The following is a 23,864-nucleotide window of genomic DNA, read 5'->3' on the forward strand; positions in this document are numbered from 1 at the left end:
GGAGGGTCCTTCGTGCCCCGGCCGGTCAGCGGGAGGCGTCGGCCCGTCAGCCGGAGGTGTCAGCCGGTCAGCCGGAGGCCGGCCGGTCAGCTGGAGGCCGGCCGGTGCTCCAGCAGCATCCGCTGGAGTTCGCGCGCGGCCCGGGGCGGGGCCACGTCGCTGCGGTGCGCGAGGGCGATCGTGCGCCGCAGCCCGGCGCCGGCCAGCGGAGTCCTCCGCAGGTCGTGGCCCGCCCGGGCGGCGGCCATGCTCGGCACCACGGCGATGCCGAGCCCCGCCCGTACGAAACCGAGCACCGCGTCCATCTCGCCGCCCTCGACGGTGAACGTGGGCTCGAAGCCCTCCGCGCGGCACGCGGCCAGCGTCAGCTCCCGCAGGTTGTACCCATGCCGGAACATCACCAGCGGCGCCCCCTCCAGATCCGCGATCCGGATCCGGCCGCCCCGCCCCGGGGCCGGCTCCTCGGGGGAGGACACCACCACCAGGTCCTCGTGCAGCAGTTCCACCGTGGTCAGCGCCGGAGAGGCGGCCGGCAGGGGCAGCACCACCAGCGCCAGATCGAGCGCTCCCCGCGCCAGCTGACGCACGAGGTCGTGCGAGCCGCCCTCCTCCAGCAGCAGCCGCACCCCCGGATGCCGGTCGTGGAAGGCGCGCAGCATGTCCGGCAGCAGCCCGGTGCACAGGCTCGGCGTCGCTCCCAGCCGCACCCGGCCGCTGCGCAGCGAGACCAGCTCCTGGACCTCCTGCCGTGCCGTCTCCGCGTCGGCGAGGATCCGCCGGGCGAGCGGCAGCAGGGCCTCACCCGCGTCGGTGAGGGCGATGTTGCCCCGGGCCCGGCTGAACAGATCAGCGCCCAGCTCCGTCTCCAGCGCCCGGATCTGCTGGGAGAGCGAGGGCTGCGACACGTGCACCGCCTCGGCGGCCCGGGTGAAGTGCCGGGCCTCGGCGACGGCCACGAAGTAGGTGAGCTGCTGGAAGTGCATAAGCCGACCATAACCTTTGTCGATAGTCAACGACTATGGAGATCAGCCGCTCCATGTGTTGGACTGATCGGACCTTCGCCCCTACCGTCGTGTCCATGGCATTGGCAACGCGGACGGACCGACGGCCGTCGATGACGCGTACGCTCTGGGACTCGACCGTCGGCAAGAAGACGATCATGGCCGTGACCGGTCTGGTCATGCTCGGATATCTCGTCGCCCACATGGTGGGCAACCTGAAGATCTTCTTCGGACCCGGTGAGTTCGACGGGTACGCCCACTGGCTGCGCACCATGGGCGAACCGGTACTGCACTACGAGTGGGCGCTCTGGATCGTCCGGGTGGGACTGGTGGCCGCCGTCGTGCTGCACGGCGTCTCCGCGTACCAGCTGAGCCGCCGCGACATCCGGGCGCGCCCGGCCAAGTACGTCCACAAGAAGCCCCGGTCGAGCTACGCCACCCGGACCATGCGCTGGGGCGGCGTCATCCTCGCGCTCTTCATCGTCTGGCACATCCTCGACCTGACGACCGGCACCGTGCACACCGGCTTCGAGGCCGGGCACCCCTACCAGAACGTCATCGACACCTTCTCGACCTGGTACGGCAACGTCATCTACATCGTCGCGGTGCTCGCCATGGGCCTGCACGTCCAGCACGGCTTCTGGAGCGCCGCGCAGACCCTGGGCGTCGGCAACGCGACCCGCGACCGCATCCTGAAGACCCTCGCCAACCTCCTCGCGGCAGTGCTGACCGTGGGCTTCATCTCCGTACCCGTCGCCGTCATGACCGGAGTGGTGAGCTGACATGCCCGACTACACGCAGTACGCCACGGGCGAGCCCCTCGCCGACACGAAGGCCCCCGAGGGCCCCGTCGCCGAACGCTGGGACACCCGCCGCTTCCAAGCGAAACTCGTGAACCCCGCCAACCGGCGCAAACACACCGTCATCGTCGTCGGCACCGGGCTGGCCGGCGGAGCGGCGGGGGCCACGCTCGCCGAACAGGGCTACCACGTCGTCCAGTTCTGCTTCCAGGACTCGCCCCGGCGGGCCCACTCGGTCGCCGCCCAGGGCGGCATCAACGCCGCGAAGAACTACCGCAACGACGGCGACTCCATCCACCGGCTGTTCTACGACACCGTCAAGGGCGGCGACTTCCGCGCCCGGGAGTCCAACGTCCACCGGCTCGCCCAGATCTCCGTCGAGATCATCGACCAGTGCGTCGCCCAGGGCGTCCCCTTCGCCCGCGAGTACGGCGGCCTCCTCGACAACCGCTCCTTCGGCGGCGTCCAGGTCTCCCGTACGTTCTACGCGCGCGGCCAGACCGGACAGCAACTCCTCCTCGGCGCCTACCAGGCACTGTCCCGGCAGATCGCGTCGGGCGGCGTCGAACTCCACGCCCGCACCGAGATGCTGGACCTGATCGTGGTCGACGGCAAGGCGCGCGGCATCGTCGCCCGCGACCTGGTCACCGGGAAGATCGACACCTACTTCGCCGACGCGGTCGTCCTGGCCACCGGCGGCTACGGCAACGTCTTCTACCTGTCGACCAACGCCATGAACTCCAACGCCACCGCCGTCTGGCGGGCGCACCGGCGCGGCGCGTACTTCGCCAACCCCTGCTTCACCCAGATCCACCCCACCTGCATCCCGCGCACCGGCGACCACCAGTCCAAGCTCACGCTGATGAGCGAGTCGCTGCGCAACGACGGCCGCATCTGGGTCCCCAGGGCCAAGGGCGACGACCGCCCGGCCAACAAGATCCCCGAGGACGAGCGCGACTACTACCTGGAGCGGATCTACCCCGCCTTCGGGAACCTGGTGCCCCGGGACATCGCCTCCCGCGCCGCCAAGAACGTCTGCGACGAGGGGCGCGGCGTCGGCCCCGGCGGACAAGGGGTCTACCTGGACTTCGCCGAGGCCATCGGCCGGATGGGCCGCAACGCCGTCGAAGCCAAGTACGGCAACCTCTTCGACATGTACCAGCGGATCACCGACGAGGACCCCTACACGGTCCCCATGCGGATCTACCCCGCCGTGCACTACACGATGGGCGGCCTCTGGGTCGACTACGACCTCTCCACCACCATCCCCGGCCTCTTCGCCATCGGCGAGGCGAACTTCTCCGACCACGGGGCCAACCGCCTCGGCGCCTCCGCGCTGATGCAGGGCCTCGCCGACGGCTACTTCGTCCTGCCCTCAACGATCAACGACTACCTCGCCCGCAACCCGCACACCGACACCGTGGACGAGGCACACCCCGCCGTCGCGGAGGCCGTGGCGGAGACCGAGGACCGGATCAACCTGCTGCTCTCCGTCGACGGCGACCGCACCCCCGACTCCTTCCACCGCGAGATCGGTGAACTCATGTGGGAGTACTGCGGGATGGCCCGCACCGAGGACGGTCTGCGCAAGGCGCTCGCGAAGATCCCGGAGATCCGCGAGGAGTTCTGGCGCCGCATCAAGGTCCCCGGCACCGGCGAACAGTTCAACCAGTCACTGGAGAAGGCGAACCGCATCGTCGACTACCTGGAGCTCGCCGAGCTCATGTGCCTCGACGCCCTGCACCGCGCCGAGTCCTGCGGCGGCCACTTCCGCGCCGAGTCCCAGACCCCGGACGGCGAGGCCGAGCGGCGCGACGAGGAGTTCTCCTACGCCGCCGCCTGGGAGTTCACCGCCACGGGCGGCGCCCCTGTCCTGCACAAGGAAGACCTCGTCTTCAGTGACGTCCACCCCACCCAGCGGAGCTACGCATGAAGCTCACCCTGCGCGTCTGGCGCCAGCAGAACCCCGAGACGCCCGGCGCCATGGCCACCTACGAGGTCGACGGAATCTCCGCCGACATGTCGTTCCTGGAGATGCTCGACACCCTCAACGAGGAACTCACCCTCGCCGGGGACGAGCCCGTCGCCTTCGACCACGACTGCCGTGAGGGCATCTGCGGCGCGTGCAGCCTCGTCATCAACGGCGACGCCCACGGCCCGGAGCGCACGACCACCTGCCAGCTCCACATGCGGTCCTTCGACGACGGCGACACGATCGACATCGAGCCCTGGCGGGCCTCCGCCTTCCCGGTCATCAAGGACCTGGTCGTGGACCGCTCCTCGTTCGACCGGATCATCCAGTCCGGCGGCTACATCTCCGCCGCCACCGGAACCGCCCCGGACGCCCACGCCACCCCGGTGCCCAAGCCGGACGCCGACTTCGCCTTCGAGCACGCCGAGTGCATCGGCTGCGGAGCCTGCGTCGCCGCCTGCCCCAACGGCTCGGCGATGCTGTTCACCTCGGCGAAGGTCAACCACCTCAACGTCCTGCCGCAGGGCGCCCCCGAGCGTGAGACCCGCGTCCTGGACATGGTGGCCCAGATGGACGACGAGGGCTTCGGCGGCTGCACCCTGACCGGCGAGTGCGCCACGGCCTGCCCCAAGGGCATCCCGCTGCCCTCCATCGCCGCGATGAACAAGGAGTGGCTGCGGGCGACCCGCAAGGTCCGCCGCTGACACGGGAGCTGATCCCCGGCGTCGATCCCGTACGGTTCCGGAGCCGTACGGGATCGACGCGATGCCCGCCGCCGGATCAGCGCCGCAGCGCCTTCGCCAGATACGGCGCCGTACGGCTCCCCGCGACGCCCGCCACCTCCGCCGGGGTGCCCGCCGCGACGATCCGGCCGCCCCGGTCACCGCCCTCGGGCCCCAGGTCGACGACGTGGTCCGCGCCCGCCACCACGGCCATGTCGTGCTCCACGACCACCACCGTGCTCCCGGCGTCGACCAGGGAGTGCAACTGCCGCATCAGCACCTCCACATCCGCCGGGTGCAGCCCCGTCGTCGGCTCGTCCAGCAGATACAGCGTGTGCCCGCGCCGGGTGCGCTGGAGCTCCGCCGCCAGCTTGATGCGCTGCGCCTCGCCGCCGGACAGCTCCGTGGCGGGCTGACCGAGCCGCAGATAGCCGAGGCCCACATCCAGCAGGGTGGTCAGCGCACGTTCGGCGGCCGGTGTCCCGGCGAAGAAGGACGCCGCCGACTCCACGGTCAGATCCAGGACCTGAGCGATCGTCAGCCCGTCGAGGGTGACCTCCAGGGTCTCCGGGTTGTACCGCGCGCCGTGGCAGTCCGGGCACGGCGCGTAGGTGCTCGGAAGGAACAGCAGCTCCACCGAGACGAACCCCTCGCCCTGGCAGGTCTCGCACCGACCGCCGCTCACGTTGAACGAGAAGCGCCCCGCGCCGTAGCCGCGCTCCCGCGCCGTCTCCGTCCGCGCGAACAGCTTCCGCACGGCGTCGAAGAGACCGGTGTACGTGGCCAGATTGGACCGGGGCGTACGGCCGATGGGCTTCTGGTCGACCTGGACCAGCCGGTCCACCGCCTCCAGACCGGTGGCCGCCGCGCAGAACCGCTCACCCGGCCCGGCCTCCTCGCCAGCCTGCCGGTCCGCCAGCACCCCGGCGAGCACCTGCCCGACCAGGGTCGACTTGCCCGAGCCGGACACCCCGGTCACCGCCGTGAACACCCCGAGCGGGAACGCCGCGTCCACGCCCCGCACATTGTGCCGCTCCACGCCGGTGAGCCCGATCCACCCGGTCGGCGTGCGCGGCTCCCGCACGGGCGCGGGCCCCTCCTCGAACAGGAACCGCCGCGTCGCCGACTCCGGCACCCGGGCCAGTCCTTCGGGCGGCCCGCTGTGCAGCACCCGCCCGCCGTGCTCGCCGGCCAGCGGGCCCACGTCCACCAGCCAGTCCGCCCGCCGCACCACGTCCATCTGGTGCTCCACCACGAAGACCGAGTTGCCGGCCTCCTTCAGCCGGCCCAGCACTCCGAGCAGCGCCTCGGTGTCCGCCGGGTGCAGCCCGGCCGACGGCTCGTCCAGGACGTAGACGACGCCGAAGAGGCCCGACCGCAACTGCGTGGCCAGCCGCAGCCGTTGCAGCTCCCCCGAGGACAGCGTCGGGGCCGTCCGGTCCAGGCTCAGATAGCCGAGCCCCAGCTCCGTCACCGTCCCGATCCGCGCCAGCAGGTCACCGGTCAGCACCCGGGCCGTCTCCTCGCCGCCCGACCCCGCACCGGACAGCACCTCGGCCAGCGCGGACAACGGCAGCCCGGCCAGCTCGGCGATGGTCCGCCCCGCGAAGGTCACCTCCATCGCCTCGGGCCGCAGCCGGCTCCCGCCGCACACCGGGCACGGGGCGCTGGTCAAGAAGCGCTCCGCCTTCGCCCGCAGGGACCTGCTCTTGGTGTCCGCGAAGGTGTGCAGCACATAGCGCCGCGCACTCATGTACGTGCCCTGGTACGGGCGTTGGATCCGGCCCGCGTCCCGCACCGGATGCACCGTCACCACCGGCTGCTCGTCGGTGAACAGGATCCACTCCCGGTCCCGCTCGGGCAGCTCGCGCCACGGCCGGTCGACGTCGTGGCCCAGCGCGTCCAGCACATCGCGGAGGTTCTTGCCCTGCCACGCCCCCGGCCACGCGGCGATCGCCCCCTCCCGGATCGACAGCGAGGGGTCCGGGACGAGCAGCTCCTCGTCCGTCCGGTGGATGCGCCCCAGCCCGTGGCACTCCGGGCACGCTCCGACGGCGGTGTTGGGGGAGAAGGAGTCGGAGTCGAGGCGCTCGGCGCCCGGCGGATAGTCGCCCGCGCGGGAGAACAGCATGCGCAGCGAGTTGGAGAGCGTCGTCACCGTCCCGACGGACGACCGGGCCCCCGGGGCGGAGCGCCGCTGCTCCAGCGAGACGGCGGGCGGCAGCCCGGTGATCTCCCCGACCGCGGGCGCGCCCACCTGGTGGATCAGCCGCCGGGCGTACGGGGCCACGGACTCGAAGTAGCGGCGCTGGGCCTCCGCGTAGATGGTCCCGAAGGCGAGCGAGGACTTCCCGGACCCCGACACGCCCGTGAACACGGTCAGGGTGTCGCGGGGGATGTCGACCCGGACGTTCTTGAGGTTGTGCTCGCGGGCGTCGCGCACCCGGACGTACGGATCGTGGGGGGAGTGCATGGGGCTCGGCTCCGTACGGGTGGGGTTCTGGCGCCTGAAGGGACAACCTGAAGGGACAAACAGTCCGATTCTAGGTGTCTTCGCCGGTGGCGGGCCTCCGGGACCGGCGTGCGATCCGGGCGAGCCGCCGCAGCGAGTCCACCAGCCCCTCCCGGTCGTACGTGCTGGTCGTGACGAGCACCTCGTCCGCGCCGGTCTCCTCGATCGCCCGCTCCAGCTGACCGGCCACCTGCTCCTCGGTGCCGTGGACATGACCGTCGAGCCCCCGCTCGTACAGCATCCGCTCCTTGGCCGTCATGGCGAGGGCCTCGACGCGCTCGGCCGGAGCCAGGGGCGGAAAGTCCCCGTGCGTACGGGAGTACGCCATCGCCCACGCCTCCGGTACGAGCAGCCGACGGGCCGCCTCCTCGGTGCCGGCCACGGCCACCGTGCCCGCGACGATCACCTCGGGCCGCTCGGCGCGGGCGGAGGGGCGGAAGTCGCGGCGGTAGACCTCGATGGCGCGCAGCACCTTCTCCCGGCCGCGCAGATCGCCGATGACGAGGGGGAGTCCGGCGGCCGCGGCGACCGACGCGCCCTCCCCGGTCGCCAGGACGTACGCGGGGATGCGCAGTCTCTCCGCCGGATGCGCGTGCACCCCGGGGTGGGCCCGCTGGTCGCCGTCGATCCAGCCGAGCAGTTCGGTGAGCCGCCCGGGGAAGTCCTCGGCGTCCTCCTTGCCGTGGCCGAGCGCCCGGCGGACGCCGTCGGTGAACCCCACGGAGCGTCCGAGCCCCATGTCGATCCGGCCGGGAAAGAGGGAGGCGAGCACCCCGAACTGCTCCGCGACGACCAGCGGCCGGTGGTTGGGCAGCATCACTCCGCCGGTGCCGACCCGGATGGTGGAGGTCGCGGCGGCGACGGCGGCGGCCAGCACCGTCGGAGCGGACCCCGCGACCCCGGGCACGCCGTGGTGCTCGGAGACCCAGAAGCGGTGGAAGCCGAGCGCCTCCGCCTCCCGGGCCAGGTCCACGGTCTCGCGCAGCGCCCCGGGGGCGTCGTGCCCCTCACGGGTGCGGGAGCGGTCCAGGACGGAGAAGCGGGTCGAAGCGATCACAGAGCTCACGCTCCCTTCAACACCGGCGCTCCCCCAGGATTCCCGCACCGCTCGGCTTCCCGTGAACGCCGCGGCTCTGCCAGGATGCGCGCGCGAGCGCCGACGCCGGGCGCTACGGGCTTTCTAAACTGGGGGAGTGGACAACGACGCACGGCCGCTGGCCGTATTCGACCTGGACGGCACACTCGCGGACACCGCCCACCGGCAGCACTTCCTGGAGGGCCCGAAGCGTGACTGGGCCGGCTTCTTCGCCGCGGCGGTGGAGGATCCGCCGCTGGCGGAGGGCGTACGGATGGTGCTCGCGAGCGCCGAGGAGTGCGCCATCGTCTATCTGACCGGACGGCCCGAGCGGTGCCGTCGTGACACCGTGCGCTGGCTGAGCCGTCAGGGGCTGCCCGAGGGCACGCTGTTCATGCGGCGCAACGACGACCGGCGCCCCGCGCGCCGGACGAAGCTGGACGTTCTGCGGCGGCTGGGGCGGAAGGGGCAGGTGCGCATGCTCGTGGACGACGACGAGCTGGTCTGCGACGCGGCCCAGGTGGCCGGATTTGCTGTGGTGCGTGCCCGCTGGGCCGACCCGTCGGCGGCGCTGAAGGATGCCCAGGAACGTGAGGGGCGTACCTGATCAGGCGCTTTCGTCAAGTCGGAAGCCCACCTTCAGGCCGACCTGATAGTGCGCGATTCGGCCATCCTCGATATGGCCCCGAACTTGGTTAATCTCGAACCAATCGAGATTGTGCAACGTTTCCGCCGCTCTTGCGACGCCGTTCCGGATCGCCTCGTCGATGCCTTCCTCGGAGGTTCCTACGATCTCGGTGACCCGATAAGTGTGATTCGGCATTGTTTGTCTCCTCTCCTGAGACCACGGTGCCCCAATCCGAGGTCTGCCGCGAGGGGGAGGGTGGGGCGAATCGGGACGAGCACCCGCCTTGACCTACTGAATGGTCCATACCAAAATTCAGCCATCACCCGTGCGAGCGCCGCCCGCAATCCCCCCACACCGGGTCCCGATTTCGTTGAGCCGTTTCGCAGAAGGTGACCACGTGAAGAACCGCATACTGGCCGGAGCCATCGCGCTTGTCTCGTCCGTCGCACTCGGCGGATGCGGCTTCATACCGGGCTCGGGCAGCGGTGACCGCACGGTGACGGTCTGGCTGATGAAGGACAGCGTCTCGCCCGGCTTCCTGGACAAGTTCACCCGCTCGTACGAGGAGGAGAACCCCTCGATCGAGCTGGACTTCAAGATCCAGGAGTGGAGCGGCATCGGCCCCAAGGTCCTTTCCGCGCTGGAGGGCGACGACGCCCCGGACGTGATCGAGGTCGGGAACACCCAGGTCGCGCAGTACGCGGAGAGCGGCGGTCTGCGCGATCTGACCCTCGAATCGATGCGCGACCTGGGCAGCGAGGACTGGCTGCCCGGCCTGGCCCAGCCCGGCAGCATCAACGGCGTGCAGTACGGCATCCCCTGGTACGCGGCCAACCGGGTGGTGATCTACAACAAGGAGATCTTCGAGGAGGCGGGCATCGACTCCGTCCCGAAGACGCGCGAGGAGTGGATCGCCGCCTCCGAGAAGCTCAACAGCGCGGGCAACCAGGGCATCTACCTGGCCGGCCAGAACTGGTACGTGCTCGCCGGCTTCATCTGGGACGAGGGCGGCGAACTCGCGGACGAGAACGGCGGCGACTGGCAGGGCGCCCTGGACACGCCGGAAGCCCTGGCGGGCATGAAGTTCTACCAGAAGCTCCAGGCGCTCGGCGACGGCCCGACGGACGCCGACGAGGAGAAGCCCCCGCAGACCGACGTCTTCGCCAAGGGCGACGTCGCGCAGATCATCTCGACTCCGGGCAGCGCCGCGCTCATCGAGCAGAAGAATCCCGAACTCAAGGGCAAGCTCGGCTACTTCCCCATTCCCGGCAAGTCCTCGAAAGCCCCCGGCTCGGTGTTCACCGGCGGTTCCGACCTCATCGTCCCGAAGAACGCCGACGAACGCACCGCGGGCATCGCCGTCGTCAAGGCACTGGCTAGCGAGAAGTGGCAGACGGAGCTCGCCCGGGGCATGAGCTACGTCCCCAACAAGCCGAGCCTCGCCCATGTCATCGAGGGCGACGAGGGCACCGCCGCGATGGCCGAAGGCGCCACCCGCGGCCGGGCCACCCCCAACTCGTCCCAGTGGGCCCGGGTCGAGGCGGAGAACCCGATCAAGCCCTACATGACGGCCGTGCTCGAAGGCGGCGACCCGGCCCGCGAGGCCAAGGCCGCCTCCGAGCGGATCACCGCCATGCTCGCCGGCAGCGGCTGATCCCACCCGGACGGCATCGACGCGGGGCGGAGTCCCCGGGGCACGAGTGCACGCGAGGGAGAGTCCCCGGGCCCTGAGGCCCAGCGTCCCTGAGGCACGGTGTCCCTGGGGATTCAGCCGTCGCACATCCCCGCTCCCCACAGCGGTCACGTCGAATCCAGCCGGTGACGGAAGAAGTAAGGGGCCGGGCCGTCGCACCCCGCGACAGCCCGGCAGCGCCCCTCGCCTCTTCCGTCCCCGGAGACCGCCATGACCGTGCTGCCCGTCGCCCCGCTGCCCGCCGCCCCCGCCCCCACGTCCGTTCGCGCCTCCGCCCCCGCCCCGGCGGCCGTTCCGGCCCCTGATCCCGTCGGCGCCCCGGAACCGGCCTACCGGGTCTCCCTCGCCACCTGCCAGGAAGACGTCACCGCGGCCCAGCGCCTGCGCCACCTCGTGTTCGCCGGGGAGCTGGGGGCCCGGCTGGACGGGCCCGAACCCGGCCTGGACAGCGACGCCTTCGACGCGTACTGCGACCACCTGCTGGTCCGTGAGACCGCCACCGGGGAGGTCGTCGCCACCTATCGGCTGCTGCCGCCGGACCGGGCCAGGATCGCCGGACGCCTCTACGCGGAGAGCGAGTTCGACCTCACCCGGCTCGCCCCGATCCGCGACGACCTCGTCGAGGCCGGCCGCTCCTGCGTCCACCCCGCGCACCGCGACGGCGCGGTCATCGCCCTCGTCTGGGCCGGACTCGCCCGCTACATGGAGCGCACCGGCCACACCTGGATCGCGGGCTGCTGCTCCCTCCCGCTGGCCGACGGCGGCGCGAGCGCCGCCCGGAGCTGGAACACCGTACGCGCGAGCCACCTCGCGCCCGAGAAGCACTGGGTCACCCCGCACCGCCTCTGGGACTCCTCCGCGCACGGCCCGGAAGCCGGCTCCCGGGCGGACCTCCCGCCCCTGCTGCGCGGCTACCTCCGGCTCGGCGCCCAGGTCTGCGGAGCCCCCGCCCACGACCCCGACTTCAACGTCGCCGACCTGTACGTCCTGCTCTCGCTGCGCCGCACCGACCCGCGCTACCTGCGCCACTTCCTCTCCCTGGCCCCGCTGCGATGAGCGTCTGGCTGCCCGTCGCCCCGTGCACCCCGGACGGCTGCGCCCGGCACTCCGGAGCCGTACGCGCCCCGCTGCCCGCCGCGCTCCTGCTGCTGGCCGGCTGCGCACTGGTCCTGCTGGGGGTGGTCTGCGTCCCGTTCGTACGGCTGCTCGGGGCCGGTCCGCGCCGCCGCCTGACCCGGCGCTGGGCGCGCTCCGTCCCCCGGGCCTTCGGCGTACGCGTCACCGTGCGGCGGCATGCTCCGGAGCCCGCCGCGGGCGGCGAACTCGTCGTCGCCAACCACATCTCCTGGCTCGACATCCCGCTGATCGCCTCCGTGCTGCCCGGCCGGACGGTCGCCAAGAGTGAGATCCGGCGCTGGCCCCTGCTCGGGCCCCTCGCCGCGCTCGGCGGCACCCTGTTCATCGAACGCGACCGGCTGCGCGCTCTGCCCGCCGCCGTGTCGACCGTCGCCACGGCCCTGCGCTCCGGCTCCCGGGTCGTGGTCTTCCCCGAGGGCAGCACCTGGTGCGGCCGGGACGCCGGCGCCTTCCGGCCCGCCGTGTTCCAGGCGGCGATCGACGCCGGCGCGACGGTCCGGCCGGTCCGCATCGCCTACCGCACCGCGGAGCACCACTGCGGACCGGCCGCCGGCGCCGTCGCGTTCGTCGGGTCCGACCCGCTCGCCGCCTCCCTGTGGCGGGTGGTACGGGCGGCCGGGCTCACCGCCCGGGTCGACGTCCTCGCGCCGATCCCCGCGTACGGCGAGGGCGGCCGCCGCGCCCTGGCCCGCAGAGCACGGGCGGCCGTCCTCGGACCCGGAGCCCGCCTCCCGCCCCGTCAGACCACGGTGGCCAGCGACAGGGCGAACCGCCCCGCCGCGTCCGTCCACCACTGAGTAAGCCGCATACCGGCGGCGGCAAGCTCCTCGCCGACGTCCTCGCGCCGGAACTTCGCCGACACCTCCGTACGCAGCTCCTCACCGGCCTCGAACGGCACCACGAGCTCCAGCTCCCGGATCTTGACGCTCAGCGCCCGGCGGGCCCGCAGCCGCATCTCGATCCACCGGTCCCGCGGATTCCACACCGCGAGGTGATCGAAGTCGTCGAGCGGGAAGTCGGCTCCCAGCTCACGGTTGACGACGTTCAGGACGTTCTTGTTGAAGGCCGCCGTCACCCCGGCCGCGTCGTCGTACGCGGCCACCAGCGTCTCCTCGTCCTTCACCAGGTCCGTGCCGAGGAGCAGCGCGTCACCGGGCGAGAGCAGTGAGCGCACCGACCGCAGGAACGTCGCCCGCTCCTCCGGCAGCAGATTGCCGATCGTGCCTCCCAGGAACACCACCAGCCGGGGCCCCGGTGTCCCCGGCAGGGCCAGGCCCCCGGTGAAGTCCGCGATCAGCGCGTGGACGGACAGCCCCGGGTGCTCGGCGAGCAGCGACTCGGCCGCCCCGGTCAGCGCGCTCTCGCTCACGTCCACGGGGACGTAACTGTGCAACTCGGGGAGCGCGTCCAGCAGATGGCGGGTCTTCTCGGAGGAGCCCGAGCCCAGCTCGATCACGGTCCGGGCGCCCGAAGCGGCGGCGATCTCCTCGGCACGCGCCTGGAGGATCTCCCGCTCCGCGCGGGTCGGGTAGTACTCCGGCAGCCGGGTGATCTCCTCGAACAGCTCGCTGCCGCGGGCGTCGTAGAACCACTTCGGCGGCAGCGTCTTGGGGTGCCGGGTCAGGCCGCTGAGGACGTCGGCGCGCAGCGCCGCGTCCGTCGCGTCCACCGGCAGGGTGCGGGTCAGCAGGAAGGGACTCACGCGGTGGGCTCCTTGAGCGGGGTGAGCAGGACGTCCGTGGAGGTCGCGACCAGCAGCGTGCGGTCGGGGACCTCGCGCCAGAGCGGGTCGTCGTCGTACGGCTCCGAGGCGACCGCGGTGCGGCGGCCCGGCGTCGTGAGGTACCAGAGGGTGTCGCCCCAGGCGGTCGCCGTGATCGTCTCCCCGTCGGTGAGGAGCAGATTCAGCCGGGAGCCGGGCGCGGCGGCCGCGACCTCCCGCACGGTTTCCGCGACGGCGCGCGGCACATCGTCCCCGGCGTCGGTCCGGTGGCGGATCAGCGCCCAGACCAGCGCCGAGTCGTTACGGGCGGCCAGCGCCAGGAGCCTCTCGGCGGGCAGGGCGGCGGCCGCGTCGGCGAGTGAGCCGGGCCAGCCCCGCACCATCCCGTTGTGGCTGAACAACTGCCGCCCGGCGGTGTACGGCGCGGCCGCGGCCTCCCCGTCCGCACCCGCCTCGGTGGCATCCCGTACAGCGGCGAGCAGCGCGGTGCTGCGGACCACCCGGGCCAGGTCGGTGAAGGTCTCGTCGCCCCATATCGGGCCCTGGCGGCGGTAGCGTCCGGGCACCGGATCGCCGTCTGCGTACCAACCGACTCCGAAACCGTCCGCGTTCACCGTGCCGTAGCGCTGGTGACGCGGCGCCCAGGACTGCCGCACCAAGGCGTGCGGAGGCCGCAGCAGGATATCGCCCAGCGTCACCGGCTCGCCCACATAGGCGATGTGACGGCACATCAGGCGTCCCTCGCGGTGCGGAAACCGGAGAAGATCTGCCGCCGTACCGGAAGGTCCCAGTTGCGGAAGGTGCCCCGGCAGGCGACCTCGCCCACGGCGAACGAGCCGCCGCGCAGCACCTTGTGCCCCGGACCGAAGAACACCTCCGAGTACTCCCGGTAGGGAAACGCCACGAACCCCGGATAGGGCAGGAAGTCGCTGGAGGTCCACTCCCACACGTCGCCGATCAACTGCCCCGCCCCGGAGGGCGATCGTCCCGCCGGATACGCCCCGGACCGTGCGGGACGCAGGTGGCGCTGCCCCAGGTTGGCCCGCTCCGGCGTCGGGTCCTCGTCGCCCCACGGGTAGCGCAGGGAACGGCCGGAGGCGGGATCGTGGCGGGCGGCCTTCTCCCACTCGCTCTCCGTGGGCAGCCTGCGCCCCGCCCAGCGGGCGTACGCGTCCGCCTCGTACCAGCTGACGTGCAGCACCGGCTCGTCCTCCGGCACCGCCTCGGTCACCCCGAACCGGCGGCGCAGCCACTGTCCCGCCTCCCGCCGCCAGAACAGCGGTGCGGTCAGGTCGTGTTCGCGGACCATCGCCCAGCCCTCGGGCGCCCACCACCGGCTGTCCCCGTACCCGCCGTCCTCGATGAATCGGAGGTAGGCGCCACAGGCGACGGGCGAGGTGTCCAGGTGGAACGCCGCCACGTCGCGCCGGTGCGCGGGCCGCTCGTTGTCCAGGGCCCACGGCTCGGCGGAGGTCCCCATCGTGAACGGGCCCCCGGGAATCAGGACGTCGTCCGCGAGCGCCTCGGCATCGACGGGCGGCGGCGGTGCGGGTGCGGTGAGCGCCGCGGGGCCCGCGCGCAGCTGATGGGTGATCAGCATCGTCTCGTCGTGCTGCTGTTCGTGCTGGGCGATCATGCCGAAGGCGAATCCGGCCCGCTCCAGCGGTCGTCCGCCCTCGTGCAGCGGTGCGCCCTCCAGCAGGTCCAGTGCCCGCCCCCGTACGTCGGAGGCGTACGTCCTGGCCTCGGCGGGGGCCAGCAGCGGCAGCGAGGGACGCGAGGCGCGGGAGTGTTCGAAGGCGTTGTAGAGTCCGTCGATCTCCGGGCGCAGCGCCTCCCGGCCGCCGACGGCGCGCAGCAGCCACTGCTCCTCCTGATTGCCGATGTGCGCCAGGTCCCAGACCAGCGGCGACATCAACGGAGAGTGCTGAGAGGTCAGTTCACCGTCGTCCACGCTGTCGGTGAGCAGGGCGGTGCGCTCGCGCGCGGACAGCAGCGCGGCGAGGGCACGCCGCCGCAGGGCCTCCGGATCGGTGCCGGGCACGACGGGGAAGCCGGTCGACGCGGTGGAGCCGGCCGGATCGAAGGCGTCGGAGTGCTCGCGGTGCAGGGTGTCTTCACGGTGCTCGGTCATGCGGAAGCCGCCTTTCCGGGGCGCGGCGGGAGGTGATCGCCCAGCAGGCTCGGACCGCTCAGCGGGCTCGGCCCGGTCAGCAGGCTCCGATCGGCCGACAGGCTCTGATCCGTCAGTTCGCCCAGTGCTTTCAGCTCGCCGGGCTCGGGCAGGTCGTCGGCCGGACATCGGCCCCGGGCGACGTAGCGGTCGGTGAAGGCGGCCACGGTGTCGAGCACCGCCCCGCTCGCTCCCATCCGCTCCAGCGCCGGGAGCGCCGCCCCGAAACAGACGGTCGCCGCGGCCCGCAGCTCCGGGTCGGCGAGCCCCTCGCGGGCGGCCGCCGTCCAGAGCGCGTTGCGCGGCGCCACCGGTGCTCCGGCGGTCTCCGCGAGCGGCTTCACGGTGCGGTACACGGTCTCGGCGGCCTCCGGGTCGTCGAACAGCGCCGTGGCGACGGCGAGCGGCACCAGCCACCCGTCGGGCCCGCTCTGCGCGTCGATCATGCGCAGTTCGAGATGACCGCGCGGCCGGATGGGCGGGAACACCGTGGTGAGGTGGTAGTCGAGATCGGCCCGCACCGGCGGCCGGGGCGACCCGGTACGGATCCACTCCCGGAAGGTGAGCCCTTCCGGCACGTCCCAGGGGCCTTCCTCGCACCGGATGCACAGCACGGTCGTGTCCAGCACGTGCGCGGCCCAGGCCTCGCGCGGGGGCCGCCCGGAGCCCGGCGCGAGGGTCCGGCCCGGGTCCAGATCGGCCCACAGCGACTGCCGGGTGGAGCGCCAGCCGGTCCGGCGGCCCTGCTGGAACGGCGAATTCGCGAACGCGGCCACCAGCACCGCGCCCAGCAGGTGCGCGAGCTGCCAGCGCCGTCCGTAACCGAGCGGCCCCGGCTCCTCCTCACCCGCGTCCAGGCAGACCTGGACCGACGCGGAGGTGCACATCATCGCCCGCCCCGCCGGACCCGAACGGTCCAGCGCGGCCTCCATCGCCTCGTAGCGGGGCTCCCGCAGCCTGCGGTTCGGCACCTGCCACGGGTCGACGCCGAGCCCGACCGGTGCGAGCCCCGCCGCGCCGAGCGTGGCGCGGACCGCCGCCAGATCGGCCGCGGTGGTGTCGACGCACTCCATGAGGGAGCCGGCCGGCTGCGAGCTGAGCTCCAGCTGCCCGCCCGGCTCGAACGTCAGCGCCGCGCTCAGCGGCAGCGCGCGGACCGCCTCGACGGCACGGTCGAGTCGTTCCTGCCCGACCGGAAGGTCAGGCCGTGCCCGGTCGTGGATGAGCCATTCGAGTTCCACCCCGACGGTTCGGGGCGGGCCCGTCTTGAAACATATGCCGCGCAGTAAATCCTCTGCCCCGCTCTCGTCGAGGGGGGCGGCGTCCGGGCGCGAGCCGGTTGCGCCGGGAATGTCCAAGCCCATGGGGCCTCCTTCTCAGCCGCGTACCTACCAGCCAAACCCGTACCCGGAGATCGCACAAGGGTGCCCCCGGGCCAGGAGAATACGGTTGCACCCAGGCCGGGTTCCCCGTCAGCATGCCCCGTATGCACCACACGGGGGAGCGCCGGTGAGCGCGCGGCTGCGCGGCATCGCGCGCGGGACAGAAGCGGTCGTCGCGGCCGGGAGCTACCGCAACGCGGCAGGTCAGGACGTGTCCATCGAACGGGCCGTGACCGCGGCGCTGTCCGGCACCAGGCTCTACGGGCCGGACCCGGTGCCCGTCGCGGCCCTGGACACCGACCGCACCCCGCACGTCGAGGTCACCGGCGAGAGCAGCCTCGCCGCGGCCCGCCGGATGACCGGCGAGGCCCCCGGCCGGGTCGCCGTCCTCAGCTACGCCTCGGCCCGCAACCCCGGCGGCGGCTACCTCAACGGCGCGCAGGCCCAGGAAGAGGCCCTGTGCCGCGGCTCGGCCCTCCACGCGACCCTTCTGCGCGCACCCGAGTACTACGCGCACCACCGAGCCGAACGCAGCGCCTTCTACACCGACCGGGTGATCCACTCGCCCGGGGTGCCGGTCTTCCGCGACGACCGCGGCGCGTTCCTGGACGCCCCCCACACCGTCGGATTCCTCACCTCGCCCGCGCCCAACGCCGGGGTGATCCAGCGGCAGACCCCCGAGGAGGCCCACCGCATCCCGGCGGCACTGGCCTCCCGCGCCGAACGGGTGCTGGAGGTCGCGGCCGTACGGGGCTACCGCAGGCTGGTCCTGGGCGCCTGGGGCTGCGGGGTCTTCCAGAACGATCCGGCACAGGTGGCGGAGGCGTTCGCGGCCCTGCTGGGCGTGGGCGGCCGGTTCGGCGGGCACTTCGAGCAGATCGTCTTCGGGATCCTGGACCGTGACCCCGATTCCGCCGTCCGGGCCGCCTTCGCCCGGACCTTCGGGTAGCCCTTCCCGCCGCCCCCGACGCGCCGCCGCTCAGCTCCAGCCGTACCGCTCGCGCAGCCGCCCGGCGACCCGGTCGAACCGCTCCCGGTCCAGGGCGCACGCCTCCCGGCGCATCCCGTCCTCGTGGACCCGCAGGACCCGGTCGAGACCGGCCCAGGACGGCCGCCCCGAGCTGTCCCAGGGGCCCGCGCCCAGCGCCACCCACTCGTGTTCCCGGTCGTGCTGCTTGCTGGAGAGCTGGACGGCGAGCAGTGTGCCCGCTTCCTCACGGGCCACGACGAGCACCGGCCGGTCCTTGCCCCGCCCGTCGTTCTCCTCGAAGGGCACCCAGGTCCAGACGATCTCACCCGGGTCGGGATCGCCGTCGCGATCAGGGGCGTAGGAGGTACGCACGGGGCCCACATCGTCGGGATCGGCCTGCGCCGTGGCGGTCGGCCCGCTGCTCCCGGGCACGTCAAAGGGGTTGTCGGAACGGTACGCGCTGTCGTGGAAGGTCATCGGAACACCGTAGAACCTTCACCGCCCGATCCCGGGAGCGGGGCGTCGGGCCGCGACCGCGGGGCGGCCTTCCGGCCACCGTGACCGGACCTGCGGGCCCCGGGCCGAAACCCGCTCCCGCAGGTCTGGAAGACTGCCCGACGCCATGAGCCAGTTACCCAAGCAGCCCGCCGAAGTCTCCGTTCCGACCAGCGCCGATGTCGCGCGCCTCGCCGGAGTGTCCCGGGCCACCGTGTCGTACGTACTGAACAACAACGCCACCGTCCGGATCAGCGAACCCACCCGACGCCGGGTCAGGGAGGCCGCCCTCCAGCTCGGTTACGTTCCGCACGCGGCTGCCCGCAGCCTGCGCGCCGGACACAGCCGCATGGTCCTGTTGCCCTCCGGCCACATACCGGCGGGACCACTGCACCAGTACTTCTTCGAGGAACTCCAGTCCGGGCTGCGCCGCCTGGACTACACCGTCGTCCAGTACGGCAGCGTCGGTCTCACCGCCGACGAGGCGGCCACGGCCTGGGCCGAACTGCGGCCCGTCGCCGTCGTCGTACCGCCGGGCATCGCGCTGACGGCGCACGGCACGGGCATCCTGACCCGCTCCGGCGCCAAGGCGGTGATCACCCTGGGCCCCGGCCCGGTGCCCGGAGCGCACGGCCTGGTCATGGACCAACGCCAGGTCGGGGCCAGCGCGGTGGAACACCTGCTGGCCCGCGGCCGTCGCCACATCGGCGTGGTCATGCCCCAGGAACCGGGCCGGGTGCCCTTCTCCGAACCCCGCCTCATCGGGGCCCGTCGCGTCGCCGAGACGGCGGGGGCCCGCGTGTGTCCCCTCCCGCTGCGGTACGAGGAGGAGTCCGCTCACGAGCTGGCCGCCCGCTGGCCGGAACTGGGACTGGACGCGGTGTTCGCGTACAACGACGAGTACGCCATGCTGCTGATGCGGGCCCTCCAGGACGCGGGGGTGGCCGTGCCCGCCGACACGGCGGTGATCGGCGCCGACGACTCCCTCATCGGCAGGCTGCTACGTCCACGGCTGAGCACGGTCCGGATGGAACTCGCCATGCCGCAGCCGCTGGCCGAGACGATCGACCGCATGGTCCAGCACCCGGGCGGGCCGCCGGTCCACCAGGACCTGCTCCGCACCAGCGCCGTACACCGGGAATCCAGCTGACCGCCTCCGGCGCGACGACATGCGCCACGCACAGCGGATGTCTAGCGTCGGAGGCATGAGCCACCCGCAGAGCTACGAGCTCCTCCTGATCCCCGACCACAGCAGGACGCGGACCGGAGCCCCCGGCCGGCCGATCCGGTCCGCGGTCGTCGCCGCCACCGGCGAGACGGGGGCCTCGGGCTACCCCCGGTACGCGGGCGAGGGCATGGAGGCCGACGTCGATCCCGAGACCCGGACGGTGGAGGCCGTGCTCATCGACGGCGAGGAACTGGACTACGGCATGTCGGTCCGCGTCGCCGGGGCCGAGGGAGAGCGCCCGGCGTCCTGAGAGCGAGAAGAGGGCGAAGAGGGCAGGACCGGGACAGCCCTGGCCGCACGAGCCCCGGGCACGACCGAGGGCCCCGAACGCGTACACCGTGTCCACGGTGCCGGTCGGGGCCCTGGGCATGTCGTGCGCGCGGGCAGGGCGGCTACGGGGCCTCCGGCTGTCCCTGGCCCGCCTCGGCCGCCCGCTTCTGCTCCTCGACGGACTTGCGGACCTCGTCCATGTCCAGGTTCCGGGCCTGCCCGATGACGTCCTCCAGAGCCGCCTCGGGCAGCGCACCGGGCTGCGAGAAGACCGCGACGTTGTCGCGGACGATCATCAGCGTCGGGATGGACCGGATCTCGAAGGCCGCCGCCAGCTCCTGCTGCGCCTCGGTGTCCACCTTGGCGAAGACGAGGTCGGGGTGGCGCTCGGAGGCCGAGTCGTAGACCGGCGCGAACTGCCGGCAGGGGCCGCACCACGAAGCCCAGAAGTCGATCAGGACGAAATCGTTGTCGCTGACGACCTGATCGAAGTTTTCCTTGGTGAGCTCGACGGTGCTCATACGGGGGTACCTCTTCCTCTGCCGGTGGAGTCCTGACGGGACCTGTCCGGCACAACGGTGACTGCACTTGCGCTATTCCGCCTGCCCATGTGGCCGGGACGCACACCCGCGAGGACACTGTTTCCATGACTGACGCAGGCAAGAACTCCGAGCGCTCCGAGTACGACGTAGTGGTCATCGGCGCAGGTCCGGTGGGGGAGAACGTGGCGGACCGGGCCCGCGCCGCCGGGCTCTCCGCAGCGGTGGTGGAGTCCGAGCTGGTCGGCGGCGAATGCTCCTACTGGGCGTGCATGCCGAGCAAGGCGCTGCTGCGCCCCGTCGTCGCCCGCGCCGACGCCCGCCGGGTGCCGGGGCTGAGCGCCGCGGTGCTGGGCCCCCTGGACGTGGAGGCGGTCCTCGCCCACCGGGACGAGGAGACGAGCCACTGGAAGGACGACGGCCAGGTCGCCTGGCTGGAGAGCGTCGGGGCGGACGTCCACCGGGGCACGGGCCGGCTCACCGGCCCCCGCACGGTCACCGTCACCGCGCCCGACGGCACGGAGCACCGGCTCACGGCCCGGCACGCCGTCGCTGTGTGCACCGGCTCCCGGGCCGTGGTCCCCGCGCTCCCCGGCGTCGAGGAGGCCCGCCCCTGGACCAGCCGCGAAGCCACCAGCGCCAAGGAGGCACCCGGCCGGCTCGTGATCGTCGGCGGGGGAGTCGTGGGCGTGGAGATGGCGACCGTCTGGCAGGCGCTGGGCTCCGAGGTGACCCTGCTGATCCGGGGCGGCGGTCTGCTCCCGAAGATGGAGCCCTTCGCGGGCGAGCTGGTCGCCGACGCGCTGACGGAGGCCGGGGCCCGGATCCGTACGGGCGTCTCGGTCACCGCCGTCCACCGCCCCGCACCGGACGGCCCGGTCACCGTCGACCTGGACGACGGCGACCGCATCGAGGCCGACGAGATCCTCTTCGCCACCGGCCGGGCCCCGCGCACCGACGACCTGGGCCTGGAGACGATCGGCCTCGAACCCGGCTCCTGGCTCACCGTGGACGACAGCTGCCTCGTCGAGGGCACGGACTGGCTGTACGCGGTCGGGGACGTCAACCACCGCGCCCTGCTGACCCACCAGGGCAAGTACCAGGCCCGCATCGCGGGCGCGGCGATCGCCGCGCGTGCCGGGAACGGCCCGCTGGAGACCGACCCGTGGGGCGCCCACGCGGCCACCGCCGACCACACGGCCGTCCCTCAGGTCGTCTTCACCGACCCGGAGGCCGCGTCCGTCGGCCTCACCCTCGCCGAGGCCGAACGCGCGGGCCACCGCGTACGCGCCGTCGACCACGACCTCGCCGCGGTCGCCGGCTCCGGCCTCTACGCCGACGGCTACCGGGGCCGCGCCCGGATGGTCGTGGACCTGGACCGCGAGATCCTGCTCGGCGTCACCTTCGTCGGCCCCGGCATCGGAGAGCTCCTGCACTCGGCGACGATCGCGGTCGCGGGGGAGGTCCCCATCGCCCGCCTGTGGCACGCGGTCCCGGCGTACCCGACGATCAGCGAGGTGTGGCTGAGGCTGCTGGAGACGCTCAGGGGGTAGGCGCCGCCGTCGAGGCACCGTTGAGGCCGGAAAACGGGCGGATTCGGCGATCACCTCCGGCGTAGTGGTCGCCCATGGACGCGGTCGTCCTGGCCGACCTTCCCCCGAGGACGTTGTCCGCCCGGGGCGAGGTGTCACGGGCACGGTGATGCCGCCGAGACGGTGGGTTCCTACGTCGGCACGGCGGCGGCGCCGGCGCCGGTGACGATCAGCGCGGTGGCCACCCCGGCGATCGCCGCGGTGCCGCCGTTCGTTCCGGTTGCGGCGAGGTCCGCCTCCTTGCCCGCGACCGGCCGGGTGCCGTTGTCCGCGTGCTCGGGTCGATCCGACCGGCGTAGCCGGGCGTGCACGCGGACGCGGCACCTCGGCGCGTGTTCAGCTCCTGGAGCCGGTCCGGCAAGGTGAGCGCGGTGTCGCTGGTGGTGCCCGGGTACCGAAGCCGAGCAGCTCCGAACCGGGGAAACCCGAAGCCCGGACAAGCCGTGGGCGGCGTATCGCCTGCCGGCGCGTTCCGCACGGCGAAGCCGCGGCCACCCACCTCGAAATATACCCCCGGGGGTAAGAGTGTTACGGTGAATCGCATACCCCCGGGGGTAATTTTCTCGTCGGAAGGAGCATCCCGTGTTCTTCGTTGAGGCCATCGAGCTGGAGGGCCTGGGCAACCGCAGTTACGTGGCCGGTGGCCGGCAGGCGGCGGTCGCGGTGGATCCGCCGCGTGACATCGACCGGGTGCTGGCCGCCGCGGCCCGGCGTGGTGTGGCGATAACCCATGTGGTCGAGACCCACATCCACAACGACTACGTGACCGGCGGACTGGAGCTGGCCCGTGTCACCGGAGCCGCCTACCACGTTCCGGCCGGAGCGCACGTTTCGTTCGCCCGGACCGCCGTGTCCGACGGCGACACCGTGGACATCGACGCGGAACTGACCCTGGCCGCGGTGGCGACGCCCGGGCATACGCCACACCACATGTCGTACGTGCTGAGCGAGGGCGGCAGGCCCGTCGCCGCGTTCACCGGGGGTTCTCTCCTCATCGGTACGGTGGGGCGGCCCGATCTCGTGGAGCCGAGGCTCACGGAGCGGCTGGCCCGTGCCCAGCACGCCTCCGCCCGCCGCCTCGCGGACGCCCTGCCCGATGACACCGAGGTGCTGCCGACGCACGGGTTCGGCAGTTTCTGCTCGTCCGCCCAGGCCGACGGGGAGGCGACCACGATCGGCAGGGAGAGGACGGTCAATCCGGCTCTCACCGTGGATGTGGACACCTTTGTCGCCGACCTGCTGGCGGGACTGGAGGACGTGCCCGCGTACTACGCGCACATGAGCCCCGCCAACGCGGCCGGGCCCGCGCCCGTGGACCTGACCGCGCCGGCCGTGGCCGACCCCCACGACATCGCCGCACGGCTCGCGGCGGGGGAGTGGGTGGTGGATCTGCGCAACCGCGTCGCCTTCGCCCAGGGACATGTCGCCGGGGCGTTCAACTTCGAGGCGGACGGCAAGCTCGCCACCTACCTCGCCTGGCTGATCCCCTGGGGCAAACCGGTCACCCTGCTCGCCGAGTCGGCCGGACAACTCGCCGCAGCCCAGCGGGAGCTGGTGCGCGTCGGCATCGACCGACCGGCCGCCGCCGCGACCGGCGGTCCCGCGGACTGGATGCGCGCCGGCGAGAGTGCCGCGTCCTTCCCCCGTGCCACATTCGCCGAGCTGGCAGGTCAGGAAAGGGGCCGGATCGTCGTGCTGGACGTGCGCCGCGCATCCGAACGGGCGGAGGGCTGGATCGAGGGATCGGTCCACATCCCGATCCACCGGATCCACCGTCGCATCGACGACGTGCCCGACGGCACGGTCTGGGTGCACTGCGCCGGCGGCATGCGTGCGGGCATCGCCGCGTCGCTGCTGGACGCGGCGGGACGGGACGTGGTCGCCGTGGACGACGGTTTCGACGCCGCGACGGCGGCCGGACTGACCGTCGTCACCGAAGAGCGGTGACGTCG

23 protein-coding genes are annotated in these 23,864 nt (G+C 72.6%); 12 read left to right on the forward strand and 11 right to left on the reverse strand.

Annotated features, from left to right (window positions below; genetic code table 11):
• Positions 1-86: 86 nt before the first annotated feature.
• Positions 87-983 carry a LysR family transcriptional regulator gene (locus OG245_RS34675; RefSeq protein ID WP_371627296.1) on the reverse strand — a complete coding sequence of 299 codons (897 nt, stop codon included), beginning with the start codon at positions 981-983 and terminating at the stop codon, positions 87-89.
• Positions 984-1,114: 131 nt separating this feature from the next.
• On the opposite strand from OG245_RS34675, the gene OG245_RS34680 reads away from it, so the two are divergent.
• From OG245_RS34680 to OG245_RS34690, 3 genes are read left to right on the forward strand one after another with little or no spacing between them, the layout of a single operon-like run.
• Positions 1,115-1,783 (forward strand): succinate dehydrogenase, encoded by a 669-nt coding sequence (locus OG245_RS34680; RefSeq protein ID WP_371628071.1) that lies wholly within the window; start codon positions 1,115-1,117, stop codon positions 1,781-1,783.
• Between the two features lies 1 nt (position 1,784).
• The gene (locus OG245_RS34685) at positions 1,785-3,734 is read left to right on the forward strand and encodes a fumarate reductase/succinate dehydrogenase flavoprotein subunit (protein ID WP_371627297.1); all 1,950 of its coding nucleotides are present in this window, start codon (positions 1,785-1,787) and stop codon (positions 3,732-3,734) included.
• Complete coding sequence (locus OG245_RS34690; protein ID WP_371627298.1) at positions 3,731-4,477, forward strand: succinate dehydrogenase/fumarate reductase iron-sulfur subunit; 747 nt, start codon at positions 3,731-3,733, stop codon at positions 4,475-4,477. Before OG245_RS34685 ends, OG245_RS34690 begins: the two co-directional genes overlap by 4 nt.
• Before the next feature lie 76 nt (positions 4,478-4,553).
• On the opposite strand, the gene uvrA is transcribed toward OG245_RS34690, so the two are convergent.
• Together uvrA and OG245_RS34700 are read right to left on the reverse strand one after the other, a co-directional pair.
• Positions 4,554-6,968 carry an excinuclease ABC subunit UvrA gene (gene uvrA, locus OG245_RS34695; protein WP_371627299.1) on the reverse strand — a complete coding sequence of 805 codons (2,415 nt, stop codon included), beginning with the start codon at positions 6,966-6,968 and terminating at the stop codon, positions 4,554-4,556.
• 70 nt (positions 6,969-7,038) lie between these two features.
• Entirely contained in the window at positions 7,039-8,064 is a 1,026-nt protein-coding gene (locus OG245_RS34700; protein WP_371627300.1) for an MsnO8 family LLM class oxidoreductase, read from the reverse strand.
• Positions 8,065-8,200: 136 nt separating this feature from the next.
• Between OG245_RS34700 and OG245_RS34705 the strand changes: the two genes are divergently transcribed.
• On the forward strand, positions 8,201-8,689 hold the full coding sequence (locus OG245_RS34705) for a hypothetical protein (protein WP_371627301.1): 489 nt from the start codon (positions 8,201-8,203) through the stop codon (positions 8,687-8,689).
• On the opposite strand, the gene OG245_RS34710 is transcribed toward OG245_RS34705, so the two are convergent.
• A complete protein-coding gene (locus tag OG245_RS34710; protein WP_371627302.1) occupies positions 8,690-8,905 on the reverse strand; it encodes a dodecin in 216 nt (71 codons plus the stop codon).
• Positions 8,906-9,107: 202 nt separating this feature from the next.
• Here OG245_RS34710 and OG245_RS34715 point away from each other — a divergent pair, with 202 nt between their 5' ends.
• From OG245_RS34715 to OG245_RS34725, 3 genes are all read left to right on the forward strand, one after another.
• A complete protein-coding gene (locus OG245_RS34715) occupies positions 9,108-10,364 on the forward strand; it encodes an extracellular solute-binding protein (RefSeq protein WP_371627303.1) in 1,257 nt (418 codons plus the stop codon).
• A 249-nt stretch (positions 10,365-10,613) separates the two neighbouring features.
• Positions 10,614-11,459, forward strand: coding sequence for a GNAT family N-acetyltransferase (locus OG245_RS34720; RefSeq protein ID WP_371627304.1), 846 nt, complete (start codon positions 10,614-10,616; stop codon positions 11,457-11,459).
• Positions 11,456-12,337, forward strand: a complete 882-nt coding sequence (locus OG245_RS34725; RefSeq protein WP_371627305.1) for a lysophospholipid acyltransferase family protein — start codon at positions 11,456-11,458, stop codon at positions 12,335-12,337. The genes OG245_RS34720 and OG245_RS34725 overlap by 4 nt, the downstream gene beginning before the upstream one ends.
• On the opposite strand, the gene egtD is transcribed toward OG245_RS34725, so the two are convergent.
• Genes egtD through egtA form a run of 4 tightly spaced genes read right to left on the reverse strand, consistent with a single transcriptional unit; the run spans position 12,280 to position 16,800 of the window.
• Positions 12,280-13,242 carry an L-histidine N(alpha)-methyltransferase gene (gene egtD / locus OG245_RS34730; protein ID WP_371627306.1) on the reverse strand — a complete coding sequence of 321 codons (963 nt, stop codon included), beginning with the start codon at positions 13,240-13,242 and terminating at the stop codon, positions 12,280-12,282. The genes OG245_RS34725 and egtD overlap by 58 nt on opposite strands.
• Complete coding sequence (gene egtC, locus OG245_RS34735; protein WP_371627307.1) at positions 13,239-13,994, reverse strand: ergothioneine biosynthesis protein EgtC; 756 nt, start codon at positions 13,992-13,994, stop codon at positions 13,239-13,241. The genes egtD and egtC overlap by 4 nt, the downstream gene beginning before the upstream one ends.
• Positions 13,994-15,397 carry an ergothioneine biosynthesis protein EgtB gene (gene egtB / locus OG245_RS34740; protein ID WP_371627308.1) on the reverse strand — a complete coding sequence of 468 codons (1,404 nt, stop codon included), beginning with the start codon at positions 15,395-15,397 and terminating at the stop codon, positions 13,994-13,996. Before egtB ends, egtC begins: the two co-directional genes overlap by 1 nt.
• On the reverse strand, positions 15,394-16,800 hold the full coding sequence (gene egtA, locus OG245_RS34745) for an ergothioneine biosynthesis glutamate--cysteine ligase EgtA (RefSeq protein ID WP_371627309.1): 1,407 nt from the start codon (positions 16,798-16,800) through the stop codon (positions 15,394-15,396). The genes egtB and egtA overlap by 4 nt, the downstream gene beginning before the upstream one ends.
• Before the next feature lie 145 nt (positions 16,801-16,945).
• Between egtA and OG245_RS34750 the strand changes: the two genes are divergently transcribed.
• Positions 16,946-17,767: a TIGR02452 family protein gene (locus OG245_RS34750; protein ID WP_371627310.1), complete on the forward strand. Its 822-nt coding sequence runs from the start codon at positions 16,946-16,948 to the stop codon at positions 17,765-17,767.
• 30 nt (positions 17,768-17,797) lie between these two features.
• Here the strand turns inward: OG245_RS34750 and OG245_RS34755 are convergent, their stop codons facing one another.
• Positions 17,798-18,265: a type II toxin-antitoxin system PemK/MazF family toxin gene (locus tag OG245_RS34755; RefSeq protein ID WP_329162407.1), complete on the reverse strand. Its 468-nt coding sequence runs from the start codon at positions 18,263-18,265 to the stop codon at positions 17,798-17,800.
• Positions 18,266-18,410: 145 nt separating this feature from the next.
• On the opposite strand from OG245_RS34755, the gene OG245_RS34760 reads away from it, so the two are divergent.
• Both OG245_RS34760 and OG245_RS34765 read left to right on the forward strand, forming a co-directional pair.
• Entirely contained in the window at positions 18,411-19,433 is a 1,023-nt protein-coding gene (locus tag OG245_RS34760; RefSeq protein ID WP_371627311.1) for a LacI family DNA-binding transcriptional regulator, read from the forward strand.
• Between the two features lie 55 nt (positions 19,434-19,488).
• A complete protein-coding gene (locus tag OG245_RS34765; RefSeq protein WP_007451487.1) occupies positions 19,489-19,761 on the forward strand; it encodes a hypothetical protein in 273 nt (90 codons plus the stop codon).
• Positions 19,762-19,903: 142 nt separating this feature from the next.
• Here OG245_RS34765 and trxA read toward each other — a convergent pair whose 3' ends face one another.
• Complete coding sequence (gene trxA / locus OG245_RS34770) at positions 19,904-20,302, reverse strand: thioredoxin (RefSeq protein ID WP_371627312.1); 399 nt, start codon at positions 20,300-20,302, stop codon at positions 19,904-19,906.
• Between the two features lie 125 nt (positions 20,303-20,427).
• Between trxA and OG245_RS34775 the strand changes: the two genes are divergently transcribed.
• Positions 20,428-21,873 (forward strand): NAD(P)/FAD-dependent oxidoreductase, encoded by a 1,446-nt coding sequence (locus OG245_RS34775; RefSeq protein ID WP_371627313.1) that lies wholly within the window; start codon positions 20,428-20,430, stop codon positions 21,871-21,873.
• 170 nt (positions 21,874-22,043) lie between these two features.
• On the opposite strand, the gene OG245_RS34780 is transcribed toward OG245_RS34775, so the two are convergent.
• Complete coding sequence (locus OG245_RS34780) at positions 22,044-22,223, reverse strand: hypothetical protein (RefSeq protein WP_371627314.1); 180 nt, start codon at positions 22,221-22,223, stop codon at positions 22,044-22,046.
• A 271-nt stretch (positions 22,224-22,494) separates the two neighbouring features.
• On the opposite strand from OG245_RS34780, the gene OG245_RS34785 reads away from it, so the two are divergent.
• Positions 22,495-23,859 carry a rhodanese-like domain-containing protein gene (locus tag OG245_RS34785; protein ID WP_371627315.1) on the forward strand — a complete coding sequence of 455 codons (1,365 nt, stop codon included), beginning with the start codon at positions 22,495-22,497 and terminating at the stop codon, positions 23,857-23,859.
• Positions 23,860-23,864: the final 5 nt, after the last annotated feature.

This window comes from Streptomyces sp. NBC_01116, assembly GCF_041435495.1.
Taxonomy (GTDB): domain Bacteria; phylum Actinomycetota; class Actinomycetes; order Streptomycetales; family Streptomycetaceae; genus Streptomyces.

Coding starts and splice junctions, on each gene's coding strand:
- OG245_RS34710 (WP_371627302.1), bottom strand. CDS start 8,905: ATGCCGAATCACACTTATCGGGTCACCGAGATCGTAGGAACCTCCGAG.
- OG245_RS34755 (WP_329162407.1), bottom strand. CDS start 18,265: ATGACCTTCCACGACAGCGCGTACCGTTCCGACAACCCCTTTGACGTG.
- OG245_RS34775 (WP_371627313.1), top strand. CDS start 20,428: ATGACTGACGCAGGCAAGAACTCCGAGCGCTCCGAGTACGACGTAGTG.
- egtB (WP_371627308.1), bottom strand. CDS start 15,397: ATGACCGAGCACCGTGAAGACACCCTGCACCGCGAGCACTCCGACGCC.
- OG245_RS34675 (WP_371627296.1), bottom strand. CDS start 983: ATGCACTTCCAGCAGCTCACCTACTTCGTGGCCGTCGCCGAGGCCCGG.
- OG245_RS34765 (WP_007451487.1), top strand. CDS start 19,489: ATGAGCCACCCGCAGAGCTACGAGCTCCTCCTGATCCCCGACCACAGC.
- OG245_RS34685 (WP_371627297.1), top strand. CDS start 1,785: ATGCCCGACTACACGCAGTACGCCACGGGCGAGCCCCTCGCCGACACG.
- uvrA (WP_371627299.1), bottom strand. CDS start 6,968: ATGCACTCCCCCCACGATCCGTACGTCCGGGTGCGCGACGCCCGCGAG.
- OG245_RS34680 (WP_371628071.1), top strand. CDS start 1,115: ATGACGCGTACGCTCTGGGACTCGACCGTCGGCAAGAAGACGATCATG.
- egtC (WP_371627307.1), bottom strand. CDS start 13,994: ATGTGCCGTCACATCGCCTATGTGGGCGAGCCGGTGACGCTGGGCGAT.
- egtA (WP_371627309.1), bottom strand. CDS start 16,800: ATGGGCTTGGACATTCCCGGCGCAACCGGCTCGCGCCCGGACGCCGCC.
- OG245_RS34690 (WP_371627298.1), top strand. CDS start 3,731: ATGAAGCTCACCCTGCGCGTCTGGCGCCAGCAGAACCCCGAGACGCCC.
- trxA (WP_371627312.1), bottom strand. CDS start 20,302: ATGAGCACCGTCGAGCTCACCAAGGAAAACTTCGATCAGGTCGTCAGC.
- OG245_RS34725 (WP_371627305.1), top strand. CDS start 11,456: ATGAGCGTCTGGCTGCCCGTCGCCCCGTGCACCCCGGACGGCTGCGCC.
- OG245_RS34760 (WP_371627311.1), top strand. CDS start 18,411: ATGAGCCAGTTACCCAAGCAGCCCGCCGAAGTCTCCGTTCCGACCAGC.
- OG245_RS34720 (WP_371627304.1), top strand. CDS start 10,614: ATGACCGTGCTGCCCGTCGCCCCGCTGCCCGCCGCCCCCGCCCCCACG.